Source organism: Streptomyces sp. NPDC127595 (assembly GCF_042671685.1).
Lineage (GTDB): Bacteria > Actinomycetota > Actinomycetes > Streptomycetales > Streptomycetaceae > Streptomyces.
The window spans coordinates 291,517-317,327 of sequence record NZ_JBHXWK010000010.1; the positions used below are offsets into that span (position 1 = coordinate 291,517).

The window sequence follows — 25,811 nt, forward strand, 5'->3', positions numbered from 1 at the left end:
CAAGCCCTGACGCCGCGACGCCTTGATGCCTTGATGCCTTCACTGCCATCAAGCTGCTGATCGCACGTGTGTTGGCGGCTTGTTGCCGGGGAGGACGCCTTGTCGACGCTGCTCGGTTGCAGCGATCAGTAGGGTGCGGCGCATGACACATTCCGGTGCGAGCCTGCCCAGCGGGCAAGAGGGCGACAGTTCGCAGGCCGGTGCCGAGCTGCGCCGGACGCTCGGCGTCGGGGACGCGGTTGTCATCGGTCTCGGGTCGATGGTCGGTGCCGGGATCTTCGCGGCGCTGGGCCCCGCGGCGCGGGCGGCCGGGTCCGGGCTGTTGCTCGGCCTTGCGGTCGCCGCCGTGGTCGCGTACTGCAACGCGATGTCCTCGGCTCGGCTCGCCGCCCGGTATCCCGCCTCCGGCGGCACGTACGTATACGGACGCGAGCGGCTCGGAGACTTCTGGGGGTACCTGGCGGGCTGGTCGTTCGTCGTCGGCAAGACAGCCTCCTGTGCGGCGATGGCGCTCACCGTGGGCACGTACGTCTGGCCGGGACAGACGCATGCGGTGGCGGTCGCGGCCGTGGTGGCCCTGACCGCGGTGAACTACGGCGGCGTACAGAAGTCGGCCTGGCTGACGCGGGCGATCGTGGCAGTGGTCCTCGCGGTCCTCGCTTCCGTGGTGGTCGTGTGTCTCGGCTCGGGCGCCTCCGACACCGAGCGGCTGGGCGTCGGGCTCTCCGCCGGCGCGGGCGGGGTGCTTCAGGCGGCCGGGCTGCTGTTCTTCGCGTTCGCGGGGTACGCGCGGATCGCGACGCTCGGTGAGGAGGTGCGGGATCCTGCGCGCACCATCCCGCGCGCGATCCCGGTGGCTCTGGGTATCGCGCTCGTGGTCTACGCGGCGGTGGCAGTCGCTGTCCTTTCCGTGCTGGGGTCGGGTGGGCTCGGGCAGGTCTCGGCGCCGCTGGCCGACGCGGTGCGGGCGGCCGGTGTGCCGGGGCTCGTGCCGGTGGTGCGGGTGGGTGCCGCCGTGGCCGCGCTCGGCTCACTCCTCGCCCTGGTCCTGGGCGTGTCGCGGACGACACTGGCCATGGCGCGTGACCGTCACTTGCCGCGCGCCCTGGCCGCCGTACATCCGCGCTTCCGGGTACCGCACCGGGCAGAGCTGGCCGTGGGCGCGGTGGTCGCCGTGCTGGCCGCGTCGGTCGATGTACGGGGTGCGATCGGCTTCTCCTCCTTCGGTGTGCTGGCGTACTACGCGGTGGCGAACGCCGCGGCCTGGACGTTGGGTTCGGCCCCGCTGTCCCGGGTGGCGCCGGTGGTCGGGCTTGTCGGATGCGTGACACTGGCGTTCGCGCTGCCTGGGGTTTCCGTGGTGTCGGGTGCGGCTGTGCTGGCGGTGGGAGCGGCGGCCTACGGGGTACGGCGATGGGCGGGCGGTTCGCAGCAACAGCCGTAGCGGCGGCGGCAGCGGGCTGCCGACGGGCGGCGCGCAACTGCCCGAGGCGGCGGGCGCAGTTGGCGTGAAGGGCGGCCTGGTCTGAGGCGGCGCGGTCGCCTCCGTGACGCAGGCGGCCAAGGCATGGCCGACCGCAGTTCCCTGAGCGGCGCTACGAGGCTCGTGGCGCCGCCGTGCGTATCCGGAACTCGGGCCACGGGGCCATGTCCATGTCGTCGGTGGACTCCTCGTACCAACCGGCGCCGTCGAGCCAGGTGTGCAGCCAGGTCGCCAGGTCGGGCGCGTCCACGTACCAGGCGTGGTCGGCCTCGTCCGCGTTCGGCTCGAACAGGAGGACCGTGCCGTCCGGGTTCTGGCAGTCCACGCACGCGTACATTCCGCAGCCCCAGTGGGATATCGGCAGGACGCCCTCGGGCCAGGGCCAGTCCGGGTCCTTGCGGCCGCTCTTTCTGTTGGCGAGGTACTGCGGGACAGCGGCGGGTTCACCGGACGCAGAGCCGTCGAGCAGTGGCAGCAGGCCGTATTCGGGGCCGAATCCGCCGTCCCCTATACGCAGGTAGAGCGCGGCGAGCAGCGCGGGCAGTGGGAAGCCGAGCGTGGCCTCGGCGCGGGCGACCGCGGCCGTGTCCACGGGTTCCGGGAGTGAAGGCCAGCCCCACGGGCGGGTGTTGCGGGCCCCTTCCGCCACCTTCTGCAGCAACTGCTCGATTTCGGTCATGGGTTCATGATGCAGCGCGGCACTGACAATCGGGCAGCCTGTGGATAACCCTCAGGCACCACGCGGCACAGCCCGGCGCAGTCCGGGACACCCTTGCGCCGTCAGACGCAGTCCTGCGCAGTCAGAGGAGACGGACGTCGATGTGCTTCCCGGCTAAGAAGACGAGCAGTTCTTCGAAGGTCACCGGGCGGGAGCCGGTGTGCGGGGTGACGCCGAGGCAGGTGCGGGCGACGTCCGCGTCGTGCCAGACGAGAGTGAAGGGCGGGCCGGCGCCCCAGCGTCCGCGGAGGCAGTCGTCGAGGGCGTCGAGGCCCCAGCCGAAGTATCCGCCGGCGCCGTTCACGGCTTCGCCGATCGCGCAGAAGAATCCGCTCGCGTCCGTGATGTGGCGGCCGTCGAGGTGATAGGTGGTGCCGGGCGGCCTGTCGGGCCGGCCGTATGTGTGGTTCGTCAGGGCTGTGCGGAGCCAGAACTCGCGGCCTGCAGCACTGCATTGCGCCCAGAGGTTGGGCTCGGTCGGGCGTCCGGCCCACCACAGGTCCCAGACCTCGAGGGCCGCGGTCGGCGGACGCTCCGACCAGGGTTCGAGAGTGAGGTCGACCAGGCCTCGGCCACGCGCCGACGGGATCCACCCGGTGAGTTCACCCTCGACGGCCGGCTGCACGGTGCGGCCGTGCGCGTCGAGTCGTAGCACCTTGGCATGTCCCAGGTCCTCCTCGCCCGCGTCCAGTGCCGCACGCAGCGCCCCGCTCGGGGAGCAGCCGAGCAGCCGCAGTGACGGCTCCAGGGGTTCGGGTTGGCCGGGCGGTCCGTTGCGGATGTGCGCCAGGTCCTTGCAGGTGCCCCAGGGGCGGTTCTCCGGCCCGCCGGACAACCGGTAGCCCGGCGAGAGCGGCGGGCACTGGGGATAGTCGGACGCGTTGTCGACGGACTCCGACGCCTCCACGGTGATGTCGCGGAGCGTCAGGTCACGCGCGCACGGGCGGTCGTCGATGACACGCGCGTAGTCCAGCTCCCACTCGACGACGCACTCGGCCTTCTCGTCCAGGACTTCCAGGACGAGAAGGCCGAGCGGCGCCGAACCGTCGGCACGCGCGCGCGTGAGGGCGGTCCGCAACCCGCCTTCCAGGGCGCAGCCGAGCAGCTCGTACGTCCCTCGCTCGGGACGGGGCGGATCGCTGAAGAGTCCCTCGGCCTCCGCGCACGACGCCCATGGCTCCGTGTACCCGTCCTCGGCGTTGAACTCGGCTTCGGCGTCGTAGGAAAGCAGTAGGTACTTCGGCGGCTCCACCCCCGGGCCCGCTCGCTAGCGCGTCGCGAACGGCTGGTCCGTGGGCACGATTTCGCGTCCCAGAGGGAGCAGCGATACGGGGATGAGCTTGAAGTTGGCGATGCCGAACGGGATGCCGATGATCGTGAGGCACAGGGCGACGCCGGTGACGATGTGGGCGAGGGCGAGCCACCAGCCCGCGAGCACCAGCCACAGGACGTTGCCGATGCAGGACGGCGCGCCCGCGTCCCGGCGCTCCACCGTCGTATAGCCGAAGGGCCACAGGGCGTAGACGCCGATACGGAACGCGGCGATCCCGAACGGGATGCCGATGATGGTGACGCACAGCAGCGCGCCCGCGAACACGTACCCGAGGAACAGCCAGAAGCCGCTCAGGACGAGCCAGATGACGTTCAGGATTGTCTTCACTGGTGACCTGCCATCTTCTCGAGCCGGGCGATGCGCTCCGCCATGGGCGGGTGCGTGGAGAACATCTTCGACATGCCCTGTCCGGGGCGGAAGGGGTTCGCGATCATCATGTGGCTTGCCGTCTCGATGCGCGGCTCGGGGGGCAGCGGCAGTTGCTTGGTGCCCGCGTCGAGCTTGCGCAGAGCGCTGGCGAGGGCGAGGGGGTCGCCGGTGAGCTGGGCGCCGGACGCGTCCGCCTCGTACTCCCTGGAGCGGCTGATGGCGAGCTGGATGAGGGACGCGGCGAGCGGGCCCAGGATCACAATCATCAGCATGCCCAGGATGCCGGGTCCGTCATCGTCGTTCGAGCGGCCGATCGGGATGAGCCAGGCGAAGTTGACCAGGAACATGATCACGGAGGCCAGGGCGCCGGCGACCGACGAGATCAGGATGTCGCGGTTGTAGACGTGGCTGAGTTCGTGGCCGATGACACCGCGCAGTTCCCGCTCGTCGAGGATGCGCAGGATGCCTTCGGTGCAGCACACGGCCGCGTTGCGCGGGTTGCGGCCCGTGGCGAACGCGTTCGGGGCCTCCGTCGGTGAGATGTACAGGCGTGGCATGGGCTGGCGGGCCTGTGTGGAGAGGTCGCGGACTATGCGGTACAGCGCCGGGGCCTCGAATTCGCTCACCGGGCGCGCGCGCATCGCGCGTAGAGCCAGTTTGTCGCTGTTCCAGTACGCGTAGGCGTTCGTGCCGATCGCGATGACCAGTGCGATGACGAGGCCGGTGCGCCCGAAGAAGCTGCCGATGAGGATGATGAGTGCGGACAGTCCCCCGAGGAGAACGGCGGTCCTGAGCCCGTTGTGCCGGCGGTGCACGGTACGCCCTCCAAATGGTGCCGCAGGGGAACCCTCTGCCTACTGACTACTGATGCTCTGCTTCCACTCTTCAGTGGACCCTCCCGTACTGGTCAACGCCAGACGAGGAGCACTAGTTCCCTTGTGCGCGCACCTGCGGGCGTGGTCCGTCCGGGTGATGGTCCACGCGCGCGCGTGCCCGATGGGCGTCAGAAAAGGGCGGTCGCCGAGAAGCGCAGGGCCAGCTGTGGTGCTCCGGAGAGGGCGATGCCGAGGACGGCTGTCAGGGCGATCGCCGCCGTGAGCGGGGCCGGGACTCGGTGTTTGGCGGGTTCTCCTTCGGGGGCGCGGAACAGCAGTGTCGTCCATTGCAGGTAGTAGAAGAGCGCGATCACCACGTTGACGGCCATGACCACGGCCAGCCAGCCAAGGCCGGCGTCGACGGCCGCCGAGAAGACGGTGACCTTGGCGAAGAGGCCGATGATGCCCGGCGGCAGGCCTGCGAGGCAGAGCAGGAAGAAGCCGAGGAGCAGCGCCGACAGGGGGCTCGCGGCGTACAGGCCCCGGTAGTCGCTGACGCGGTTGAGGGGGCTGGTACGGGCGACGAGGGCGGCCACCGCGAAGGCGCCGAGGTTCACGGCGGCGTACATCAGGGCGTACGCGACGGTGGAGCCGATGGCCTTCTCCGCGTCCTTGGAGTACGCGGCGGCCGCGATCGGCACCAGGAGGTAGCCGGCCTGGCCGACGGAGGACCAGGCGAGCAGCCGTACCGCGCTGTACGCGCGCGTGGCCTGCTGCCGCAGGGCGCCGACGTTGCCGACCGTCATGGTGAGGGCGGCCAGTCCGGCGAGTGCCGGGCCCCAGACGTCGGCGTACGACGGGAAGGCGATGACGGTGACGAGGATCAGCCCGGAGAAGCCGACCGCCTTGCCGACGACCGACAAGTAGGCGGCGATCGGCAGAGGCGCCCCTACGTAGGTGTCGGGCACCCAGAAGTGGAAGGGCACGGCGGCCGTCTTGAAGGCGAAGCCGACGAGGGTGAGGGCGACGCCCGCCTGGGCGAGCGTGTGGAACTGGCTGTCGACCTGCTGGATCTTGTTCGCGATCTCGGTGAGGTAGAGGGTGCCGGTCGTGGCGTAGACGAAGCTGACGCCCATCAGGCTCACGGCGGTCGCGGTGACGGAGGACAGGAAGAACTTCAGGGCCGCTTCGGAGGACTTCTTGTCGCCGCGCTTGATGCCGACAAGGGCGAAGGCGGGCAGGGAGGCGACTTCCAGGGCGACGATCAGGGTGGCGAGGTCGCGCGAGGCGGGGAGCAGGGCGGCGCCCGCGGCGGAGGAGAGCAACAGGAACCAGTACTCCCCTTCGGGGAGTTCCCTGTTGGCGTCCTTCAGGGCGGTGACCGAGAGGAGTGCCGTCAGGAGGGCGCCGCCGAGGACCAGGAGCTGGATGACGAGCGTGAAGCGGTCCGCCGTGTAGCTGCAGACATCGCCGTCACCGGTCAGGCAGAAGGTGGCGCGGTCGCCGTCCAGGAGGGGCAGCAGCATGAGCGTGGCGGCGGCGAGTCCCGCGACCGACACCCAGCCGAGCATCGTCTTCCTGGCGTCGCCGAGGAAGAGGTCGGCGACGAGCACGGCGAGTCCGACGACCGCGGCGATGGTGGGGGGCGCGATCGCGAGCCAGTCGACGGACTGGACGAGGGACTGAGCCACGGGCTGGGCCAGGGAGCTCATCGGGTGCCTCCTGCGAAGAGCTGCTGTACGGCCGGGTCGGTCAGACCGAGGAGGGCCTTGGGCCAGAGTCCGCCGACGACCGTGAGGGCGACGAGCGGGGCCCAGGCGGCGAACTCGTAGCTCTTGATGTCGGCGAGCCTGGGGCTCTCCGGCTGTGGGGTGGCGCCCATGCAGACGCGGCGTACCACGAGGAGCATGTACGCGGCGGTCAGCAGCGTGCCGAAGGCGGCGATCGCCATGAACGTCAGGAACGCGGGGCGGCTGAGGTCGTCGGCGGGCTTGAACGCGCCGAACAGTGCCAGCATCTCGCCCCAGAATCCGGCGAGGCCGGGCAGCCCGAGCGAGGCGACCGCGGCGAAGGCGAGGAGGCCGCCGAAGCGGGGTGCCTTGCCGTAGAGGGCGGCTCCGGTCTCCTCGGCGAGGGCGTCGAGGTCGGTGGTGCCCGTGCGGTCCTTGAGCGCGCCGACCAGGAAGAAGAGCAGGCCGGTGATGAGGCCGTGGGCGATGTTGGCGAAGAGCGCGCCGTTCACGCCGGTCGGCGTCATCGTGGCGATGCCGAGAAGTACGAAGCCCATGTGGCCGACGGACGAGTAGGCGATGAGCCGCTTGAGGTCGCCTTTCGCGCCCTGTCTGACGAGGGCGAGGCAGGCCAGGGATCCGTAGATGATTCCGACCACGGCGAAGGCTGCGAGGTACGGGGCGAAGGTGCGCATGCCCTCGGGTGCGATCGGCAGCAGAATGCGGACGAAACCGTACGTACCCATCTTCAGCATGACGCCGGCCAGCAGGACCGAGCCGACGGTGGGCGCGGCGGTGTGGGCGTCCGGCAGCCAGCTGTGCAGCGGCCACATCGGCGTCTTGACCGCGAGCCCGATTCCGATCGCCAAAACGGCGATGACCTGCACGGATGTGGTCAGCGACCGGCCGTTGTCAGTGGCGAGTGCCACCATGTCGAATGTGCCGGACTTGATTCCGATCAGGAGCAGGCCCAGCAGCATGACGACGGATCCGAGGAGGGTGAAGAGGATGAACTTCCAAGCGGCCTGGGTCCGTTGCTCACCGCCCCAGCGGGCGATGAGGAAGTACATCGGGATGAGCACCATCTCGAACGCGAGGAAGAACAGCAGGAGATCGAGGACGGCGAAGGTGGCGAGGGTGCCTGACTCGAGGACGAGGACGAGTGCGACGAACGCCTTCGGGGTCGGGCCCGCGGGCATCTTGAAGTAGCTGTACAGCGCGCAGAGGAAGGTCAGCAGCGCGGTAAGGACGAGGAGGGGGAGGGAAATGCCGTCGATGCCGAGGTGGATCCGCACGTCCAGTGCGGGGATCCAGCTGATGTCCGTCGTGGCCTGCATCCTTGACGGGTGGTCGTGGTCGAAGCCGAGCGTGAGGACGATCGCGGCGATGAGCACTGCGCCGGTGACGGTCACACCGTGCCGCAGCACGGCCTGCTCGGGCGACTTTCCCTTCAGTCCGGGCGGGGCGGGCAGAAGAGCCGCGGCGGCGCCGATGAGCGGGCCGACGACGATGAATGCCAGAAGGATCTGCATCACGGATTCACTGATATCGATCACGCCTGCTCACGCTCCCGTGGCGACTAGGAGGGCGGCGACCACCAGGACGACGGCGCCGGCGAGCAGCGCGCTCACATAGGTCTGCACATTGCCGGTCTGGGCACGCCGGACCGCCTCGCCGAACCAGCGGGGCAGGGCGGCCGCGCCGCGTACGTAGGTGTCGACGACCTCTCGGTCGAGGAACTGGACGAGTGCCGCTCCGGCCTGGACCGGGCGGACGAACAGTGCCGTGTACACGGCGTCGAGGTGGAAGCCGACGGCCGCGTGGCGGTGCAGCGGGCCGAGGAGCAGTCGGCCCGGGTCCGCCGGGTCGGGGGTGTAGGCCACGTCTCCGTAGGCGGGCGCGTGGCTTGCGATCGCCTCGGCCTCGACCAGGCCGGCATCGGCGTCGGGATGGGCGGCGACCGCTCCCAGCGGGATGTGGGCGGCCAGCGCGCTGGTGTGCTGCCAGGCGCCGTAGGTGACGATCACGCCGACCAGCGCGAGACCCGTGCCGAGGACGGAGGTGGTGAGCACCGGCGTCAGGTCGCGGCCGTCGAACCAGTCGGGCAGCGGGCCGTATGCCAGCCCGAGGGCGAGCGACGGTACGGCGAGCACCCACAGCACGGCGGTCATGGTGAACGGCTGTCTGCCGTGGTCGGGGGCCTCGACGCCCCGGCCGTGGAAGGCGAGCAGCCACAGCCGGGTGGCGTACGCGGCGGTGAGTACGGCGCTGACCAGGCCGGCGACGAGCACGATCCAGCCCGCGACACCGGGGGCGTGCTCGGTGTGGCCGGTGGCGACGTGCTCGGCGGCGCCGAGGACGGCCTCCTTGGAGAAGAAGCCGCTGAACGGCGGGATCGCGATGAGTGCCAGCAGCGCCACGGTCATCGTCCAGTAGGCGTCGGGGACGCGGGCGCGCAGGTCCTTCATACGGGACATGGCGGCGAGCGAGTTGGTGCCGGAGGCGTGGATGATCACGCCGGCGGTGAGGAACAACAGCGCCTTGAAGGCGCCGTGGGACAGGAGGTGGAAGACGGCGGCACCACGGTCGCCGACGGCGAGTGCGCCGGTCATGTAGCCGAGCTGGCCGATCGTCGAGTAGGCGAGGACGCGCTTGATGTCGTCCTGGGCGAGTGCGGCGAGCCCTGAACCGGCCATCGTGACGGCGGCCATGACGGCGAGGACGACCATCGCGGCCGAGGAGGCCTCGAAGACCGGGAGGAGACGGGCGATGAAGTAGACACCGGCGGCGACCATCGTCGCGGCGTGGATCAGCGCGGAGACGGGAGTCGGGCCCGCCATCGCGTCGGGCAGCCAGGTGTGCAGCGGGAACTGCGCCGACTTGCCCGCCACACCGGCGAGGAGCAGCAGCGCGATCAGCGTCGGGTGATCGAGGCCGCCGCTCGCGACGGTGCCGAGGACCTTGGTGATGCGGAAGGACCCGGCGTCGGTGGCGAGGGCGAACAGGCCGATCAGGAAGGGGACATCGCCGAGCTTGGTGACCAGGAAGGCCTTGATCGAGGCGGCGCGGGCCTCGGGGGTCTCCCAGTAGTGGCCGACCAGGAAGTACGAGCAGATGCCCATGATCTCCCAGCCGACCAGGAGCACGATCAGGTCGCCGGAGTAGACGACGAGCAGCATCGCGGAGGTGAAGAGGGAGACAAGGGCGGCGTACGAGGGGTAGCGCGGGTCGTCGCGCAGGTACCCCGTCGAATAGATCTGCACGCAGGAGGCGACCAGGCCGACCAGGACGGCGACGAGGACGGCGAAGCCGTCGATGTGCAGGGCGAGCTCGATGGGGACGGAGCCGGTGGGTGTGAGTTCGGTGGCGGCGTCGACGGCCTGGTCGCCGCCCTGACGTACGGCTACCAGGACGGCGAGGGCGAACGCCGCGAGAGTGGGAAGTACGGCGAGGGGGCGTACGAAACCGGGGGCTGTGCGGCCGAGGAGGAGGCCGGTCACTGCGCCCAGGAACGGAAGGAGGGGGACGAGGACGGCGAGGGTGGTCGTGGTCACGCGGTGGCCTCAGCCTTCTCGACCGGCGGGGCGGCGGCTGATTGGGGGCCACCGCTGCCGGAGCCGTCGCTGTCGGGGCAGTCGTCGGGGCCGTCTGTGTCCGGGCCCTCGGCGGTGTCGCGGAGCTTGTCGATGTCCGAGGTGCCGCGGTTGCGGTGGACGGCGAGGACGATCGCCAGGCCGATGCCGATCTCGGCCGCGGCGATGGCGATGGTGAACAGGGTCAGGGCCTGGCCGGAGTGCAGGGTGTCCTGGGCGGTCTTGCTCAGCCATACGTCGAAGGCGACGAGGTTGAGGTTGACGGCGTTGAGCATCAGCTCGACGGACATCAGGACCAGGATCGCGTTGCGGCGCGCGAGGACTCCGTACAGGCCGGTGCAGAAGAGGAGGGCGGAGAGCACGGCGGGGTAAGCGAGGTGCATCAGCGGGTGCCTTCCTTCTCGCTCCGGGGGGCCGGCGGCGTCTCGCTCCGGGAAGCCGGCGGCGTCTCGCTCCGGGCCGGCGGGGCGGTGGGGGCGGTCCCGGTGGGCGGGATGCTCCGGGGGGCCGGGGCGGTGGGAGCCGTGCCGGTGGGCGGGATGCTCCGGGGGGCCGGGGCGCCGGTCGTGGTCGCCGTGTCCTCGTTCGCCTTGCGGGAGAGGACGATCGCGCCGACCAGGGCGGCGAGGAGAAGGACGGAGAGGGCCTCGAAGGGGAGGACCCAGTTCTGGAAGAGGGCCTTGCCGGTCACCTCGGTGGAGCCGGCGGCCGCGCCCTCCAGATCCATCCAGGTCGTGCGGAAGGCGTCGACGACGACCCAGACCAGGGCGGCCGCGGAGGCGACGGCCACGGTCAGGGCGGCCCAGCGGTTGCCGGAATCGGCGTCCGGGGAGCGGCCGATGGGTGCCTTGGTGAGCATCAGACCGAACAGGAGGAGGACGACGACGGAACCGACGTAGATGAGGACCTGTACCCAGGCGATGAACTCCGCGGTGAGCAGGAGGTATTCGACGGCGAGGCCGCCGAGCGCCACCACCAGCCACAGGGCGGCGTGCACCAGCTGCTTGGTGGTGACGGTGACGATCGCGGCGCCGAGGGTGACCAGGCCGACGAGGAGGAAGGCGATCTCGACGCCGGTCGGGGAGAGGAAGCCATGGCCTTCGGCGCCTGCCGAGTTGGCGGCGGCGGTAGTCATGGCGTGCGCCGCCGTGACCGTGGCTGCTGCGACGCTCACGACTCGCCCTCCTGCGGATTGGCGGAGTCGGGCCGGGCGGAGGGCTCGGGCCGGGCGGGCGGTTCAGTCGGAGCCGGGGCCGGGGCCGGGGCCGAGGCCGAGGCCGGGGCCGGGGCCGAGGCCGGGGCCGGGGCCGGGGCCGGGGCCGGGGCCGGGGCCGGGGCCGAGGCGGAGACAGAGGGAGGGGGTGACGGCTCGGTCTGGGCTGCCGCGAGCTTTTCGGCTGCTTTGCGGGCGGCGGCCAGTTCCTTGGGCTCCTCGGCGGCGGGGTCCAGGGCGGGCGGTGCGGGAACCGTCCACATCCACTCGCGGAGCTTGTCGCGTTCGTGAGTGAGTTCGTGGATGTCGGTCTCGGCGTACTCGAACTCCGGGGACCAGAACAGCGCGTCGAAAGGGCAGACCTCGATGCAGATACCGCAGTACATGCACAGGGCGAAGTCGATGGCGAAGCGGTCGAGGACGTTGCGGCTGCGCTCGCGGCCGCCGGGAGCGACGGGCGGCACCGTCTCCTTGTGGGAGTCGATGTAGATACACCAGTCCGGGCACTCCCGGGCGCAGAGCATGCAGACCGTGCAGTTCTCCTCGAAGAGGCCGATGACGCCTCGGGAGCGGGGCGGCAGTTCGGGCTGGACGTCCGGGTACTGCGCGGTGACGGTCTTCTTCGTCATCGTGCGGAGGGTGACGGCCAGGCCCTTGGCGAGGCCGGAGCCGGGAATGCGGGGACGGGTGGGCGGGAGAGGCTCAGCCATGGTTAGGAGATCACCACCTTGACGATGCCGGTGAGGGCGATCTGGGCGAGGGCGAGGGGGACGAGGAGGGTCCAGGCGAGTTTCTGGAGCTGGTCCTCGCGGAGGCGGGGGTAGGTGACGCGCAGCCAGATGACGACAAAGGCCAGGACGGCCGCCTTGAGGAGGGTCCAGACCCAGCCGAGGCCGTCGGCGCCCCAGGGGCCGTGCCAGCCGCCCAGGAAGAGGACGGTGGTCAGACCGCACAGGACGACGATTCCGGCGTACTCGGCAAGGAGGAACAGGGCGAAGCGGAGGCCGGTGTACTCGGTGTACGCGCCGAAGATGATCTCCGAGTCGGCGACGGGCATGTCGAAGGGGGGTCGTTGCAGCTCCGCGAGGCCGGCCACGAAGAAGACGATCGCGCCGACGATCTGCCAGGGCAGCCACCACCACTCGAAGGCGTCCACGATGCCGGGGAGCGAGACGGTGCCGGCCGCCATCGCGACGGAGGCGGCGGTGAGGAGCATCGGGAGTTCGTACGCGAGGAGTTGGGCGGCGGTACGGAGGCCGCCGAGGAGGGAGAACTTGTTGGCCGAGGCCCAGCCCGCCATGAGTGAGCCGAGGACGCCCACGCCCATGACGGCGAGTACGAAGAAGATGCCCGCGTCGACGACCTCCCCCACGGCGCCCTCGCCCGGGCCGATGGGGATGGCGAGGAGGACCAGGAGGTACGGGAGGAGGGCCACGGCGGGGGCCAGTTGGAAGATACGGCGGTCCGCCCCGGCCGGGACGATGTCTTCCTTCTGCGCGAACTTGACGCCGTCCGCGACGAGTTGAGCCCAGCCGTGGAAGCCGCCCGCGTACATCGGGCCCAGGCGGCCCTGCATGTGGGCCATCACTTTGTGCTCGGTCTGCCCGACGATCAGGGGGAACGTCAGGAACACGACGAAGACGACGAGGAGTCGCAGGGCGACGTCGAGAGCGTCGTTCACTGCGTGCCTCCGGAGGGGTCGTCGGGGTCGCGGGTTGGAGTGGGGGGCGGGGTGGAGGTATTGGGGTCGAGGTCGGGAGGTGCGGCCGGCTGTTTCGGGGTGGCTTCGGGCTCCGGCTTCTGCGCCGGCTCCGGTTCCGGCTTCTGCGGTTCCGGCTCCCGCTTCTGTTCCGGCTCCGACTCCGGCTTCTGCGGTTCCGGCTCCTGCTTCTGTTCCGACTTCTGCGCCGGCTCCGGTTCCGGTTCCCGTTCCGGCTTCTGTTCCGGCTCCGGCACCGGCTTCTGCGGATCCGGCTCCTGCTTCTGATCCGACTTCTGCGCCGGCTCCGGTTCCGGTTCCGGCTTCTGCTCGTCGAAAGCAGGGTGTGCGTGGTGCCAAGGGGCGTCCGAGCTGCGCGGCGGGGCGGGGCTTGGAGGCGCGGCGGGGGCCGCCGGTTCGGTGCCCTCCGCGCGTTGCGTCGCCGAGCCCTGGCTCGCACTGCGTGCGCGGCGCGGACCGGCAGGAGCCGCCGGTTCAGTCGCCGCGGGATCAGTCGCCGCCGGTTCAACGGCCGTCGGGCCGTCCGGAGTTGCCCCAGCCTCCGGGACAGGAGTCGCCGCCGGTTCAACGGCCGTCGGTTCAACGGCCGCCGGAGCGTCCGGAGTTGTCTCGGACCCAGGGACTGGTGTCGCCCCCTGCTGACTGGCAGACCCCTGACTCGCGCTCCGAGCCCGACGCGGCGCTCCTGAAGCCCGGGCCCCGGGCCCGGCAGAGCCCGCGCCCACCGACCTCGTATCCGAAGACCCCGTATCCGAAGATCCCGTATTCGCAGACCCTGTATTCGCCGACCCCGCCTCCGCCGACCCTGCCTCCGCCGGACCCGTACCCGCGGTATCCGCACTCGCGACCTGGCCGGCCGGCCCCTCCCCCGCCGTGCGGGCACGGCGGGCCGGGCGGTCGCCGGGCGGGCGGGTGGTGCCGCGGGCGGGGCGGGCCGGGGCCGGTGGGAGCTGGCCCTTGAGGGGGCCCCACTCGTTGGGGTCGGGGACGCCGGGCGGGAGCATCTGGCGGCGCTTGGGGCCGCCGTGTTCGGACTCGCCGGGCTCCTTCGCGCCGGGCCAGGCCTTGGCGACGCGCGCGGCGAGGACGAAGTCCTTGCGGAGGGGGTGGCCTTCGAAGCTCTCCGGCAGGAGCAGGTGGTCCAGGCCCGGGTGGCCCTCGAAGGTGACGCCGAACATCTCGTGGGTCTCGCGCTCGTGCCAGCCGGCTCCGGCGTACACGGATACGGCCGACGGGAGGACGGGCGCGGAGTGCGGGACCGTCGTACGGAGGAGAAGGCGCCGTAGCGGACCCAGTGCCGCCACATGCGCCATGACGCGGAAGCCCGTGGCCGGTTCGTCGACGGCGCTCAGCCAGTCGAAGTAGGTGCAGCCCAGGACCTCGCGGGAGGTCTCCAGGGCCGCGGTCCAGGAGGCGGGCGGGACGTCGACCGTCAGGACCTCGTACGACTCCTCTGCCGTGGCCTCGGGGCCGAACAGTTCCTCGACAGGAGCGGGGAGCCAGCCGGTCATCGGGCGTCTCCCAAGTCCGAGGCCGGAGCCGCCGGAGCCGGAGCCGCTGGAGCCGGAGGCTGGACCAGACCGCTCTGGAGGGCGGCCGGCGACGGCCGCGACACCGACCCGTACCGCTCGCCCAGCGACTCGCGCGCGATCTTCTCCTGGAGTTTCAGGATGCCCTGGAGGAGGGCCTCCGGGCGGGGCGGGCAGCCCGGCACGTAGACGTCCACGGGGATGATCTGGTCGACGCCCTTGGTGACGGAGTACGAATCCCAGTACGGGCCGCCGCAGTTGGAGCAGGCGCCGAAGGAGATGACGTACTTCGGTTCCGGCATCTGCTCGTAGAGGCGCTTCACCGCCGGCGCCATCTTGTCCGTGACCGTGCCCGACACCACCATCAGGTCGGCCTGGCGCGGGCCGGGCGCGAAGGGGATCACGCCGAGCCGGATGAAGTCGTGCCGGGCCATGGACGCGGCGATGAACTCGATGGCACAGCAGGCGAGGCCGAAGTTGAAGACCCAGAGCGAGTAGCGGCGGCCCCAGTTGAGGACCACCTTCATCGGCTCGGGGGCCAGGCGGGAGAGCGCGCCGAGGCGCTGGGGCTCCGGCACGAAAACCGGCTGCCCGGAACTCACCACCTGACCAGCGGTCGTCGGCTGCCCGGAGGGCTCGGTCTCGGGGGTCACGTCCATTCCAGGACGCCCTTCTTGTAGGCGTACAGCAGGCCCACGGCCAGGAAGCCGAGGAAGATGAACATCTCCACGAGGGTCGCCGCGCCGTAGCCGGGTGCGGCGAAGACGGTCGCCCAGGGGAAGAGGAAGATCGAGTCGACGGCGAAGATCACGTAGAGGAAGGCGTAGACGTAGTAGCGGACCTGGGTATGGGCCCAGCCCTCGCCGACGGGGTCGACGCCGCACTCGTACGTCAGAAGTTTCTCGGGGGTGGGGACGATCGGCCGCAGCAGACGTCCCGCGCCGAAGGCGACGGCGACGAACAGCACGCCGACGACGGCGAGAAGTCCGACGACCGAGTACGACTGGAAGTAGTCCGCCGCGACAGCGGTCCCGTGGAAGTAGTCCGCCGCGACGGCGGTCCCGGTTGCCGTGACAACGGTCGGTTCCGGCACTTCAGCCCCTCACTCCCTCTGTGCTGCGCCTCGTTCGACGATCTGTACGGACGGGAGTCTAGGGCCTGCTAAAGAAACGGTAAGCAGCCCGTCGCGCCCGGACACGAGCGAAGTCATCGCCTCGACACGAGTGGAGTCATCGCCCGGACACGAGTGGAGTCGTCACCCGGACACGAGCGAAGTCGTCACCCGGGCACGAGCTGAGTCGTCACCCGGGTCCGCTCCGGGGGTGGGGTTTTCCCCAGTGGATCCCGGAGGCCCACCTCATGGCGCCGCGGCTCGCGGCCGGGCACGCTAGCGGATATGACCGAACGCATCCCGCTCCCCGGAACGCCGGACAGAACGTCCGACGTCGACCGGCTCCCTCCCGCGCGCTTCGCCCTCGACCGGCAGACGTGGAAGGAGATCGCGCATCTGCTGGCCAATCTGCCGGTGACACTGCTCGGATTCACCTATGTGGTGACAGTGCTGTTCACGGGCGTCGGGCTGACCGTGACCGTGATCGGACTGCCGTTGCTCGCGGCCGGGCTGATGGGTGCGCGCCTGCTGGGCAAGATGGAGCGGGCCAGGGCCCGGGCGCTGCTCGGGGTGCGGATCGACGAGCCTAGCCCGCTGCCATTGCGCGGCCGGGGCGGCTTCTTCGCCCAGCTGTGGCTGGCGCTGAAGGACCCGGTGGGCTGGCGGACGGTCCTGTACGACTTCATACGGCTGCCCTGGGGCATCCTCACCTTCACGGTCACGCTGACGTCGCTGTTCGTGCTGTGGCCGGTACTGCCGTTCCTCGCGCGGGGGCTGACGAACGTGGACCGGGCCATGGTGCGCGGGCTGCTGTCGCCCTCCGAGGACCTGGAGCGGCGTATCGCCGAGCTGGAGTCGGACCGGGGGGTCGTGGTCGACACCGCCGCCGCCGACCTGCGACGCATCGAGCGCGATCTGCACGACGGGGCGCAGGCCCGGCTGGTCAACCTGGCGATGGGGCTCGGGCTGGCAAAGGAGAAGCTCCTGGAGGGCCAGGCCGACGACACCGTCGCGGCCATGGTCGACGAGGCGCACGGCGAGGTGAAGCTCGCGTTGCAGGAACTGCGCGACCTGGCCCGCGGCATCCACCCGGCGGTCCTCACCGACCGCGGTCTGGACGCCGCGCTGTCCGCGGTCGCCTCGCGCTGCACCGTGCCGGTGAAGGTGACGGCCGACCTGGATGCGCGACCGGCCGCGGCGATCGAGGGAATCGCGTACTTCACCGTCTCCGAGCTCCTGCAGAACATCAGCAAGCACAGCGGTGCGCGGTCCGCGTCCGTGGACGTGTGGCGGACGGACGAGCGGCTGCTCATCCAGGTGTGGGACGACGGGAACGGCGGGGCCAGCATCGACGGCGGCACGGGGATGGCGGGGCTCGCCGACCGGCTCGGCGCGGTCGACGGCCTCTTCGTCATCGATTCGCCACCCGGCGGTCCGACCGTCATCACCGCGGAGCTGCCCTGGCGGGACCGGGGCCTCGGCGGAGGCAAGGACCGAGACCGGGACCGAGACCGAGACCGAGACCGGCGGAACTAGCCAGCGCGATAGCGGTCACCGTCACGCCGCGCCCGTCCCCCGTCCCCCGTCCCCCGTCCCCCGTGCGGCCCGACGCCGCCGGATCCGCGCGTACGGCCAAGGCCCAGCACGCACACGTAGCCGTACGGCCGGATTCGGCACGCACCCCGTACCACCGCCGTCCCGCCCGTCCTCCGAGGTAGGGAAAACCCCCGCTCCGAGACGCCGACGCGCTCCATGGTCGCCGGGCGCGCTGGACAGCAGGGTTGAGGTACGAGCAGACGAGCAGGACGAGTAGAACGGACGGGACCGATGGCCACGGATTACGGACAGGGGTACGGGCAGCAGGGTGGGCCCGGATTCCACGGGGCGGGTGCCGGTGAACGGCGGCTGCGTCTTCCGGCCCCGCTGCGGGCGCCGATCGAGGCCCGCAGCTGGCGCGAGTTCGGCTTTGTGCTGCTGAGCCTGCCGCTCGGCATCCTCATGTTCACGTACGCCGTCACGATGTTCTCGCTCGGCGCGGGCCTGCTGATCACCTTCCTCGGAGTCCCGGTGCTCGCCGGTGCCCTGGCCGGCTGCCGGGGGTTCGGCTCGCTGGAGCGGGCGCGGGCGCGCCTGCTGCTCGGGGTCGAGGTGGCCGCGCCCGAGCCGTTGCGGATGCGGAAGAACGGGGCGATGGCGTGGATGGGTGCCGTACTCAGGAGCGGAGCGTCCTGGCGGCATCTGCTGTACGCGGTGGTGCAGTTCCCGTGGTCGGTGTTCTCGTTCGTGGTGGCGCTGAACTTCTGGGCGTGGGGGTGGGCGCTGCTGACGTATCCGCTGTGGTTCTGGATCTTCCCGATGTACGGGGGTCAGGACGGGCTCCAGCTTTACGGCGACGACGCGCACAGCGTCTATCTGAACAACCCCTTCGAGGTCACCGTGACGGCGTTGGTGGGGCTGCTGTTCACCATGGCCACGCCGTGGATCGTGCGCGGGCTGACGACGGTGGACGGGCTGATGGTGCGCGGGCTGCTCGGGCCTTCTCGGCTGGCGACGCGGGTGGTCGAGCTGGAGTCGGACCGGGGGGTCGTGGTCGACACCGCGGCGGCCGACCTGCGGCGTATCGAGCGCGATCTGCACGACGGGGCGCAGGCCCGGCTGGTCGCCCTGGCGATGGATCTGGGGCTGGCCAAGGAGAAGCTTACGGAGGACCCGGAGGCGGCCGCGCGGATGGTGGGCGAGGCGCACGGTGAGGTGAAGACGGCCTTGCAGGAGCTGCGGGATCTGGCCCGCGGTATTCACCCGGCGGTCCTCACCGACCGCGGCCTGGACGCCGCGCTGTCCGCGGTGGCCTCGCGGTGCACGGTGCCGGTGCAGGTCGATGTGGATCTGCCGGCCCGGCCGGCGCCCGCGATCGAGGGAATCGCGTACTTCACGGTCTCCGAGCTGCTGCAGAACATCAGCAAGCACTCCCGGGCCACGCGCGCCACGGTGGACGTCTGGCGCGTCGAGAACCGGCTGATGCTTCAGGTCGTGGACAACGGGGTGGGCGGCGCCGATGGCTCCGCCGGGTCGGGGCTGGCGGGGCTCGCGGAGCGGCTCGGGGCGGTGGACGGGATTCTGGTGGTGGACTCACCGGTGGGCGGGCCCACCCGGATCACCGCGGAGCTGCCCTGGCGGGGGTGAGCCCCGAAAAAGGGGGTTGAGCCCCGAAAAAAAGGGGGGGCCTGGGCGGCGTGGGGCGTTTTTTCGCCCCGCGCCGCCCCTACCCATTCCCGTACTTGGGGGCCGCGCCCCCAGACCCCCGCTGTCGGCCTGAACGGCCTCGTCCTCGAACGCCGGACGGGCTGAACCGCTCCCCTCCGGCCCCAATGCTGGAATGCTGGGGAGCTGTCACACAAATGGGGGGGCCGAAAATCGTGGAGGACCGAGTGCGGGTCGTCATCGCCGAGGATTCAGTGCTGCTCAGGGAGGGCCTGACCCGGTTGTTGACGGATCGCGGGCATGACGTCGTGGCGGGGGTCGGGGACGGGGAAGCGCTGATCAAGACGATCACCGAGTTCGCGGACCGGGACGAGCTGCCGGACGTCGTCGTCGCCGACGTCCGGATGCCGCCGACGCACACCGACGAGGGGGTCAGGGCCGCCGTACAGCTACGGAAGGCGCATCCGGGACTCGGTGTGCTCGTGCTGTCGCAGTACGTGGAGGAGCAGTACGCCACCGAACTGCTGGCCGGTTCGACCCGTGGCGTCGGTTATCTGCTCAAGGACCGGGTGGCGGAGGTGCGGGAGTTCGTGGACGCGGTGGTGCGGGTGGCCAAGGGGGGTACCGCCCTGGACCCGGAGGTGGTCGCGCAGCTGCTCGGGCGCAGCCGCAAGCAGGACGTGCTCGCGGGGCTCACCCCGAGGGAACGGGAGGTCCTGGGGCTGATGGCCGAGGGCCGGACCAATTCCGCCGTCGCCCGGCAGCTCGTCGTGAGTGACGGGGCCGTCGAGAAGCACGTCAGCAACATCTTCCTGAAGCTGGGGCTCTCCCCCAGCGACGGAGACCACCGACGTGTCCTGGCGGTCCTCACCTATCTGAAGTCCTGATCATCTGACACTGTGTCAGATGGCAGTGAAAATACCGGGCAGAGCGAGAGCCGGCCGAGCGGCAAGAAGCCGAAGGATGAGCGGGAGCCGGCCGAGCAGTGCGAGAACCGAAGGATGAGCGGGAGCCGGCCGAGCGGTACGAGAACCGAAGGATGAGCGGGAGCGTCTTCAAGGGAAGCGTCGGGGGGCGGGCAAGTCATGACAAGTCAGGCCGTCAAGCAGTCTCAAAATGGTGTCCACTGTGCGAATGACCCCGGGAAGGCGACCCTTACAGACGTAGGGTTGATCCTGGGATGGCCTGCGGGAAGGCCGCTCCCAGACAGCCGCCTCGAGGGAGGTCCAGTTCAGTGACCAGCCAGGTCAGTAGCGCAGCGGAACAGGCCGACGGAGCCGTCGTAGGAGAACAGCGCAAACCGGCAGGGGCGAAAGAGCTCCGTCGGCTGGACCGGGTGATCATCCGGTTCGCGGGTGACTCGGGTGACGGTATGCAGCTCACCGGCGACCGCTTCACCTCGGAGACGGCGTCGTTCGGCAACGACCTCTCGACCCTTCCGAACTTCCCCGCCGAGATCCGAGCGCCCGCAGGCACCCTGCCGGGCGTTTCGTCTTTTCAGCTGCACTTCGCCGACCACGACATCCTGACGCCCGGCGACGCGCCGAACGTCCTGGTCGCCATGAACCCGGCGGCCCTGAAGGCGAACATCGCCGATGTGCCGCGCGGCGCGGAGATCATCGTCAACACGGACGAGTTCACCAAACGGGCGATGTCGAAGGTCGGCTACGCCACGAATCCGCTGGAGGACGGCTCCCTGGACGGCTACAGCGTCCACCCCGTCCCGCTCACCACCATGACCGTCGAGGCGCTCAAGGAGTTCGACCTCTCCCGCAAGGAGGCCGAGCGCAGCAAGAACATGTTCGCCCTCGGGCTGCTGTCATGGATGTACCACCGGCCCACCGAGGGCACGGAGAGGTTCCTGAAGGCCAAGTTCGCCAAGAAGCCCGAGATCATGAAGGCGAACCTGGCGGCGTTCCACGCGGGCTGGAACTTCGGCGAGACGACGGAGGACTTCGCTGTCTCCTACGAGGTCGCGCCGGCGTCGACGGCGTTCCCGACCGGCACCTACCGCAACATCTCCGGGAACCTGGCCCTGTCGTACGGCCTGATCGCCGCCTCGAAGCAGGCGGATCTGCCCCTCTACCTGGGCTCGTACCCGATCACTCCGGCCTCGGACATCCTGCACGAGCTGAGCAAGCACAAGAACTTCGGCGTCCGCACCTTCCAGGCGGAGGACGAGATCGCCGGTATCGGCGCGGCGCTCGGCGCGGCCTTCGGCGGCTCGCTCGCCGTCACCACCACATCGGGCCCCGGTGTGGCGCTGAAGTCGGAGACCATCGGCCTCGCAGTGTCGCTGGAACTGCCGTTGCTGGTCATCGACATCCAGCGCGGCGGGCCTTCGACCGGTCTGCCGACGAAGACGGAGCAGGCGGACCTGTTGCAGGCGATGTTCGGCCGTAATGGCGAGGCCCCGGTCCCGATCGTGGCCCCCAGGACGCCGGCGGACTGTTTCGACGCCGCGATCGAGGCGGCCCGTATCGCGGTCACCTACCGCACGCCGGTGTTCCTGCTCTCCGACGGTTATCTGGCCAACGGCAGCGAGCCGTGGCGTATCCCGGACACCGACGAACTCCCCGACCTCCGCGTCCAGTTCGCCCAGGGACCCAACCACACGCTGGACGACGGCACCGAGGTGTTCTGGCCCTACAAGCGCGACCCGCAGACCCTCGCCCGACCGTGGGCGATCCCGGGCACCCCGGGTCTTGAACACCGCATCGGCGGCATCGAGAAGCAGGACGGCACGGGCAACATCTCCTACGACCCTGCCAACCACGACTTCATGGTCCGCACCCGGCAGTCGAAGATCGACGGCATCGATGTCCCGGACGTGGACGTGGACGACCCGTCGGCGGCCGCCAACACCCTTGTCCTGGGCTGGGGTTCGACCTACGGACCCATCACGGCGGCGGTACGGCGGCTGCGTTCGGGCGGGGAGTCCATCGCGCAGGCCCATCTGCGCCACCTCAACCCCTTCCCGCGGAATCTGGGCGCGGTGTTGAAGCGTTACGACAAGGTGGTGATCCCCGAGATGAACCTCGGCCAGCTCGCCACGCTCATCCGGGCGAAGTACCTGGTGGACGCCCACAGTTACAACCAGGTCAACGGCATGCCGTTCAAGGCTGAGCAGCTCGCCACGGCTCTCAAGGAGGCCATCGATGGCTGAGACGACCACGGAAGGCACGGGCACGATCGAGGCGCTTTCTCTCGTCCCCAAGGCCGAGGGCGTGCAGTCCATGAAGGACTTCAAGTCCGATCAGGAAGTGCGCTGGTGCCCCGGCTGCGGTGACTACGCGATCCTCGCCGCCGTGCAGGGTTTCATGCCCGAACTCGGCCTGGCGAAGGAAAACATCGTCTTCGTCTCGGGGATCGGGTGCTCCTCCCGCTTCCCGTACTACATGGACACCTACGGGATGCACTCCATCCATGGCCGCGCTCCCGCCATCGCCACCGGACTCGCCTCCAGCAGACGGGACTTGAGCGTCTGGGTGGTCACCGGTGACGGCGACGCGCTGTCCATCGGCGGCAACCACCTCATCCATGCCCTGCGCCGCAATGTGAACCTGAAGATCCTGCTCTTCAACAACCGGATCTACGGCCTGACCAAGGGCCAGTACTCGCCCACCTCCGAGATCGGCAAGATCACCAAGTCGACGCCGATGGGCTCGCTGGACGCACCCTTCAACCCGGTGTCGCTGGCCATCGGCGCCGAGGCCTCCTTCGTGGCCCGCACCGTCGACTCCGACCGCAAGCACCTCACCGACGTGCTGCGGCAGGCCGCCGCCCACCCCGGTACGGCGCTGGTGGAGATCTACCAGAACTGCAACATCTTCAACGACGGCGCCTTCGAGGTGCTGAAGGACAGGCAGCAGGCCCAGGAGGCGGTGATCCGCCTGGAGCACGGGCAGCCCATCCGCTTCGGCACCGACCTGGCCAGGGGCGTCGTACGGGACCCGGTGAGCGGCGACCTGAAGGTCGTCGACGTCACCCCGGATAACGAAACCGACATCCTGGTCCACGACGCGCACTCGGCCTCGCCCACGACCGCGTTCGCGCTGTCCCGCCTCGCCGACCCCGACACCCTGCACCACACCCCGATCGGGGTCCTGCGCTCCGTCCAACGGCCGGTCTACGACACCCAGATGTCCGACCAGCTCGACACAGCCATCGAACAGAACGGCAAGGGCGACCTGGCCGCGCTGCTCGCGGGCGGCGACACCTGGACGGTCGTCGGCTGATCGGCCCGTACGCCCGCAGGTACAGCTACAGCTACAGGGCCCGGGCCATCAGGTCCGGGCCCTGTCGTACACCTCGCGCGCCTTCACCACGTCGTCCATCCGCTCATTCGTCCAGACCCCGAGCGCACTCACCAACTGGGCGGCCTCGCGGCCCAGATCGGTGAGGGAGTAGTCGACCCGGGGCGGGATCACGGGCTTGGCGTCGCGATGGACGAGACCGTCGCGCTCCAGGGTCTGGAGGGTCTGGGTCAGCATCTTCTCGCTGACACGGCCGATCGCCCGGCGCAGTTCGCTGAAGCGGTACGGGCGTTCGTTCAGCTCGATCAGGACGAGGACGCCCCAGCGGCTGGTGACGTGCTCCAGGACGAGGCGGTGCGGGCACATGGCCTCGCCCTCGACGCTCCACTTGCTTACGGACATGCCAGTACCTTACTTCAAAGTGGGTACTTTCGAGAAGTTAGTGCAGCTCCTAGGGTTAGTGCCAAGCCCCCCTCAAGGAGAGAGCAAACATGAGCATCGTCGTCACCGGAGCCACCGGAAGCCTCGGCCGCCACGTCATCGAGGGACTGCTGGAGAAGGTTCCGGCCGACCAGATCACCGCTGTCGTCCGGGACGAGACGAAGGCCGCCGGTTTCGCGGCCCGCGGGGTGAACATCGCGGTCGCCGACTACAACGCCCCCGAGACCTTCGACGGCGTCTTCGCCGCCGGCGACAAGGTGCTGCTGATCTCCGGGAACGAGTTCCACCTCGGCCGCGTCGGCCAGCACCAGGTCGTCATCGACGCCGCCAAGGCCGCCGGGGTCGCGCTCCTCGCGTACACCAGCGCTCCCGGCAGTCTCACGGCCGCCCTGGCCGACGACCACCGGGCCACGGAGGAGGCGATCCTCGCGTCCGGGCTGCCGTACTCCCTGCTGCGCAACGGCATGTACAACGAGAACTACACCGAGAACCTCGCCCCCGTCCTCGAGCACGGCGCCGTCGTCCAGGCCGCCGGTGACGGCCGTATCGCCAGTGCCGCGCGCGCCGACTACGCCGATGCCGCCGTGGCGGTGCTGACCGGCGAGGGCCACGAGAACACGACGTACGAGCTGAGCGGCGACACCACGTTCGGCTACGCCGAGTACGCCGCCGAGGTGGCGAAGCAATCCGGCAAGGAGATCGCGTACAACTCCGTTCCCGCCGACGTCTACTTCGGCGTCCTGACCGGCGCCGGGCTGCCCGAGGCCTTCGCCACGATCATGGTGGGCGTGGACGCGTCCGTCGAGAAGGGTGAGGTGGCGGTCACGACCGGCGATCTGTCCCGGCTGACCGGCCGCCCGACCACGCCGATCGCCGAGTCGGTCGCGGCGGCACTGAAGGGCTGATTCCCCCTCGGGCCCTCGCTGCCGCTTTCGGGCGCCCCCGCCTGTCATGACCGTATGGCGATACGGGCATGACAGGCGGGGGCGCTCGGCGCTACCTTCTTGAAGGCCGTACGAGCACGGCCGTACGGGCGAGGAGGACGCGGTGGCGGTGAAGGCCAGGGGCGAGCAGCACATAGGTCTGCTGAACGGCATCGCCGCGTACGGCATGTGGGGCCTCGTCCCCTTGTTCTGGCCGCTGCTCGAACCCGCCGGGGCGGCCGAGATCCTCGCCCACCGGATGGTGTGGTCGCTGGCCTTCGTCGGGATCGCGCTCGTCGTGCTGCGCCGCTGGGCCTGGGCCGGTGAGCTGATCCGGCAGCCGCGCAAACTCGGACTGATCACGTTGGCCGCGGCCCTCATCACCGTGAACTGGGGCGTCTACATCTGGTCCGTGAACTCGGGGCACGTGGTCGAGGCCTCGCTCGGCTACTTCATCAACCCGCTGGTCTCCATCGCGCTGGGTGTACTGATCCTCAAGGAGCGGATGCGGCCCCTGCAGTGGACGGCTGTCGGCGTCGCCTTCGCGGCGGTGGCCGTCCTCACCCTCGGCTACGGCAGCCCGCCCTGGATCTCCCTCATCCTCGCCTTCTCCTTCGGCACCTACGGGCTGGTCAAGAAGAAGGTCAACCTCGGCGGCATCGAGTCGCTCGCCGCCGAGACGGCCGTCCAGTTCCTGCCCGCGCTGGGCTTTCTGCTGTGGCTGGGGTCGACCGGGAAGGCGACCTTCGCCGCGGAGGGCGCCGGGCACATGACGCTGCTCGCGGCGACGGGTGTGGTGACCGCGATTCCGCTGGTCTGCTTCGGCGCCGCCGCGATCCGCGTACCGCTGTCCACGCTGGGGCTGCTGCAGTACCTCGCACCGGTCTTCCAGTTCCTGCTCGGCATCCTCTACTTCCACGAGGCCATGCCGCCCGAGCGCTGGGCCGGGTTCGCGCTGGTCTGGCTCGCGCTGTCGCTGCTCACGTTCGACGCGCTGCGCACCGCGCGCCGGGCGGCTCGGGCACTCGGGGCCGAGACCAGGGTTCCCAGGACGACCATCGCGACCGGCACGGTCAGCGCCGCGCGGAAGGCCGACAGGCTGGCGGCCGGGTCACCCGGCCCCGATCCCGTCGACGCCAAGCCGTAGACCGCGGTCACCGCCGAGATCCCGATCGCCGAGCCGAACTGCGTCGCCGTGGTCAACAGCCCACTCGCCAGGCCCTGTTCCGACTCTGCCCGCCGAGGGCCGACCGGCTTTTCTCGCCCCCTCCGCCCCTGCCCGTCCCTTGCTCCTGGGGGCTGCCGCCCCCAGACCCCCGCATCGCGCTGAACGCGCTCGTCCTCAAACGCCGGACGGGCTGAAAGATCTACCCCGG

At 70.2% G+C, this 25,811-nt stretch carries 23 protein-coding genes; 8 read left to right on the top strand and 15 right to left on the bottom strand.

Features of this window, described 5'->3' with window-relative positions; translation table 11 throughout:
- Nucleotides 1–142: 142 nt before the first annotated feature.
- Complete coding sequence (locus tag ACFVKT_RS29850; RefSeq protein ID WP_385737259.1) at nt 143–1,444, top strand: APC family permease; 1,302 nt, start codon at nt 143–145, stop codon at nt 1,442–1,444.
- A 151-nt stretch (nt 1,445–1,595) separates the two neighbouring features.
- On the opposite strand, the gene ACFVKT_RS29855 is transcribed toward ACFVKT_RS29850, so the two are convergent.
- The 14 genes from ACFVKT_RS29855 to ACFVKT_RS29920 form a co-directional block, all read right to left on the bottom strand.
- Nucleotides 1,596–2,162 carry an SMI1/KNR4 family protein gene (locus tag ACFVKT_RS29855; RefSeq protein WP_385737260.1) on the bottom strand — a complete coding sequence of 189 codons (567 nt, stop codon included), beginning with the start codon at nt 2,160–2,162 and terminating at the stop codon, nt 1,596–1,598.
- Nucleotides 2,163–2,283: 121 nt separating this feature from the next.
- Nucleotides 2,284–3,453 carry a barstar family protein gene (locus ACFVKT_RS29860; protein WP_385737262.1) on the bottom strand — a complete coding sequence of 390 codons (1,170 nt, stop codon included), beginning with the start codon at nt 3,451–3,453 and terminating at the stop codon, nt 2,284–2,286.
- Nucleotides 3,454–3,468: 15 nt separating this feature from the next.
- Nucleotides 3,469–3,861 carry a YccF domain-containing protein gene (locus tag ACFVKT_RS29865; RefSeq protein WP_385737264.1) on the bottom strand — a complete coding sequence of 131 codons (393 nt, stop codon included), beginning with the start codon at nt 3,859–3,861 and terminating at the stop codon, nt 3,469–3,471.
- Entirely contained in the window at nt 3,858–4,718 is an 861-nt protein-coding gene (htpX, locus tag ACFVKT_RS29870; RefSeq protein ID WP_385737265.1) for a zinc metalloprotease HtpX, read from the bottom strand. The genes ACFVKT_RS29865 and htpX overlap by 4 nt, the downstream gene beginning before the upstream one ends.
- Nucleotides 4,719–4,906: 188 nt before the next feature.
- Nucleotides 4,907–6,430: an NADH-quinone oxidoreductase subunit N gene (locus ACFVKT_RS29875; protein WP_385737267.1), complete on the bottom strand. Its 1,524-nt coding sequence runs from the start codon at nt 6,428–6,430 to the stop codon at nt 4,907–4,909.
- Entirely contained in the window at nt 6,427–8,004 is a 1,578-nt protein-coding gene (locus ACFVKT_RS29880; protein ID WP_385737269.1) for an NADH-quinone oxidoreductase subunit M, read from the bottom strand. Before ACFVKT_RS29880 ends, ACFVKT_RS29875 begins: the two co-directional genes overlap by 4 nt.
- Nucleotides 8,005–8,010: 6 nt before the next feature.
- The gene (locus ACFVKT_RS29885) at nt 8,011–10,002 is read right to left on the bottom strand and encodes an NADH-quinone oxidoreductase subunit L (RefSeq protein ID WP_385737271.1); all 1,992 of its coding nucleotides are present in this window, start codon (nt 10,000–10,002) and stop codon (nt 8,011–8,013) included.
- Complete coding sequence (gene nuoK / locus ACFVKT_RS29890; protein ID WP_385737273.1) at nt 9,999–10,424, bottom strand: NADH-quinone oxidoreductase subunit NuoK; 426 nt, start codon at nt 10,422–10,424, stop codon at nt 9,999–10,001. The genes ACFVKT_RS29885 and nuoK overlap by 4 nt, the downstream gene beginning before the upstream one ends.
- Nucleotides 10,424–11,176 (bottom strand): NADH-quinone oxidoreductase subunit J, encoded by a 753-nt coding sequence (locus ACFVKT_RS29895; protein WP_385737344.1) that lies wholly within the window; start codon nt 11,174–11,176, stop codon nt 10,424–10,426. The genes nuoK and ACFVKT_RS29895 overlap by 1 nt, the downstream gene beginning before the upstream one ends.
- A 35-nt stretch (nt 11,177–11,211) precedes the next feature.
- Entirely contained in the window at nt 11,212–11,964 is a 753-nt protein-coding gene (locus ACFVKT_RS29900) for a NuoI/complex I 23 kDa subunit family protein (protein WP_385737275.1), read from the bottom strand.
- 2 nt (nt 11,965–11,966) lie between these two features.
- Nucleotides 11,967–12,935 (bottom strand): complex I subunit 1 family protein, encoded by a 969-nt coding sequence (locus ACFVKT_RS29905; RefSeq protein ID WP_266831156.1) that lies wholly within the window; start codon nt 12,933–12,935, stop codon nt 11,967–11,969.
- Nucleotides 12,932–14,485, bottom strand: a complete 1,554-nt coding sequence (locus ACFVKT_RS29910; protein WP_385737277.1) for an NADH-quinone oxidoreductase subunit C — start codon at nt 14,483–14,485, stop codon at nt 12,932–12,934. Before ACFVKT_RS29910 ends, ACFVKT_RS29905 begins: the two co-directional genes overlap by 4 nt.
- Nucleotides 14,482–15,162, bottom strand: a complete 681-nt coding sequence (locus ACFVKT_RS29915; RefSeq protein ID WP_385737279.1) for an NADH-quinone oxidoreductase subunit B — start codon at nt 15,160–15,162, stop codon at nt 14,482–14,484. Before ACFVKT_RS29915 ends, ACFVKT_RS29910 begins: the two co-directional genes overlap by 4 nt.
- Entirely contained in the window at nt 15,153–15,596 is a 444-nt protein-coding gene (locus tag ACFVKT_RS29920; protein ID WP_385737281.1) for an NADH-quinone oxidoreductase subunit A, read from the bottom strand. Before ACFVKT_RS29920 ends, ACFVKT_RS29915 begins: the two co-directional genes overlap by 10 nt.
- A gap of 303 nt (nt 15,597–15,899) precedes the next feature.
- Here ACFVKT_RS29920 and ACFVKT_RS29925 point away from each other — a divergent pair, with 303 nt between their 5' ends.
- From ACFVKT_RS29925 to ACFVKT_RS29945, 5 genes are all read left to right on the top strand, one after another.
- Nucleotides 15,900–17,150, top strand: coding sequence for a sensor histidine kinase (locus ACFVKT_RS29925; protein WP_385737282.1), 1,251 nt, complete (start codon nt 15,900–15,902; stop codon nt 17,148–17,150).
- 291 nt (nt 17,151–17,441) lie between these two features.
- Nucleotides 17,442–18,797 (top strand): sensor histidine kinase, encoded by a 1,356-nt coding sequence (locus ACFVKT_RS29930; RefSeq protein ID WP_385737284.1) that lies wholly within the window; start codon nt 17,442–17,444, stop codon nt 18,795–18,797.
- Between the two features lie 215 nt (nt 18,798–19,012).
- A complete protein-coding gene (locus ACFVKT_RS29935; RefSeq protein WP_385737286.1) occupies nt 19,013–19,702 on the top strand; it encodes a response regulator in 690 nt (229 codons plus the stop codon).
- 347 nt (nt 19,703–20,049) lie between these two features.
- A complete protein-coding gene (locus tag ACFVKT_RS29940; protein ID WP_385737288.1) occupies nt 20,050–21,981 on the top strand; it encodes a 2-oxoacid:acceptor oxidoreductase subunit alpha in 1,932 nt (643 codons plus the stop codon).
- Nucleotides 21,974–23,053, top strand: a complete 1,080-nt coding sequence (locus tag ACFVKT_RS29945; protein ID WP_385737290.1) for a 2-oxoacid:ferredoxin oxidoreductase subunit beta — start codon at nt 21,974–21,976, stop codon at nt 23,051–23,053. Before ACFVKT_RS29940 ends, ACFVKT_RS29945 begins: the two co-directional genes overlap by 8 nt.
- Nucleotides 23,054–23,101: 48 nt before the next feature.
- Here the strand turns inward: ACFVKT_RS29945 and ACFVKT_RS29950 are convergent, their stop codons facing one another.
- Nucleotides 23,102–23,473 carry a winged helix-turn-helix transcriptional regulator gene (locus tag ACFVKT_RS29950; RefSeq protein ID WP_385737292.1) on the bottom strand — a complete coding sequence of 124 codons (372 nt, stop codon included), beginning with the start codon at nt 23,471–23,473 and terminating at the stop codon, nt 23,102–23,104.
- A gap of 89 nt (nt 23,474–23,562) precedes the next feature.
- Between ACFVKT_RS29950 and ACFVKT_RS29955 the strand changes: the two genes are divergently transcribed.
- Together ACFVKT_RS29955 and rarD are read left to right on the top strand one after the other, a co-directional pair.
- Nucleotides 23,563–24,417: an SDR family oxidoreductase gene (locus ACFVKT_RS29955; RefSeq protein WP_385737294.1), complete on the top strand. Its 855-nt coding sequence runs from the start codon at nt 23,563–23,565 to the stop codon at nt 24,415–24,417.
- Between the two features lie 142 nt (nt 24,418–24,559).
- Nucleotides 24,560–25,582, top strand: a complete 1,023-nt coding sequence (gene rarD, locus ACFVKT_RS29960; protein ID WP_385737296.1) for an EamA family transporter RarD — start codon at nt 24,560–24,562, stop codon at nt 25,580–25,582.
- The last annotated feature ends 229 nt before the right edge of the window (nt 25,583–25,811 follow it).